The following is a 221-nucleotide window of genomic DNA, read 5'->3' as shown; positions in this document are numbered from 1 at the left end:
GAGTGCAGGCGGCCGCTCGCGGGATCAGCGCTCGCGGCGACATCCCGTTCGCCGGCTTCGTCAGCGATCCGTGCGACGGCCGCTCCCAGGGGACGACGGGGATGTTCGACTCGCTGCCGTACCGCAACGATGCGGCGATGGTGCTGCGCCGGCTCATCCGCTCGCTGCCGCTGCGCTCGGCGGTGCTCGGCGTCGGCACCTGCGACAAGGGGCTGCCGGCG

The 221-nt window shown here is 73.8% G+C and carries 1 protein-coding gene; it reads left to right on the top strand.

Annotated elements, in window-relative coordinates:
* Nucleotides 1–221, top strand: a 221-nt coding sequence (locus tag PA598K_RS35155; RefSeq protein ID WP_185602438.1) for a dihydroxy-acid dehydratase domain-containing protein, incomplete at both ends; no start/stop codon positions are given.

This window comes from Paenibacillus sp. 598K, assembly GCF_003851045.1.
Lineage (GTDB): Bacteria > Bacillota > Bacilli > Paenibacillales > Paenibacillaceae > Paenibacillus_D.
The sequence above is the reverse complement of the archived record's forward strand: the minus strand, read 5'-3'. Positions and strand labels throughout refer to the sequence as shown.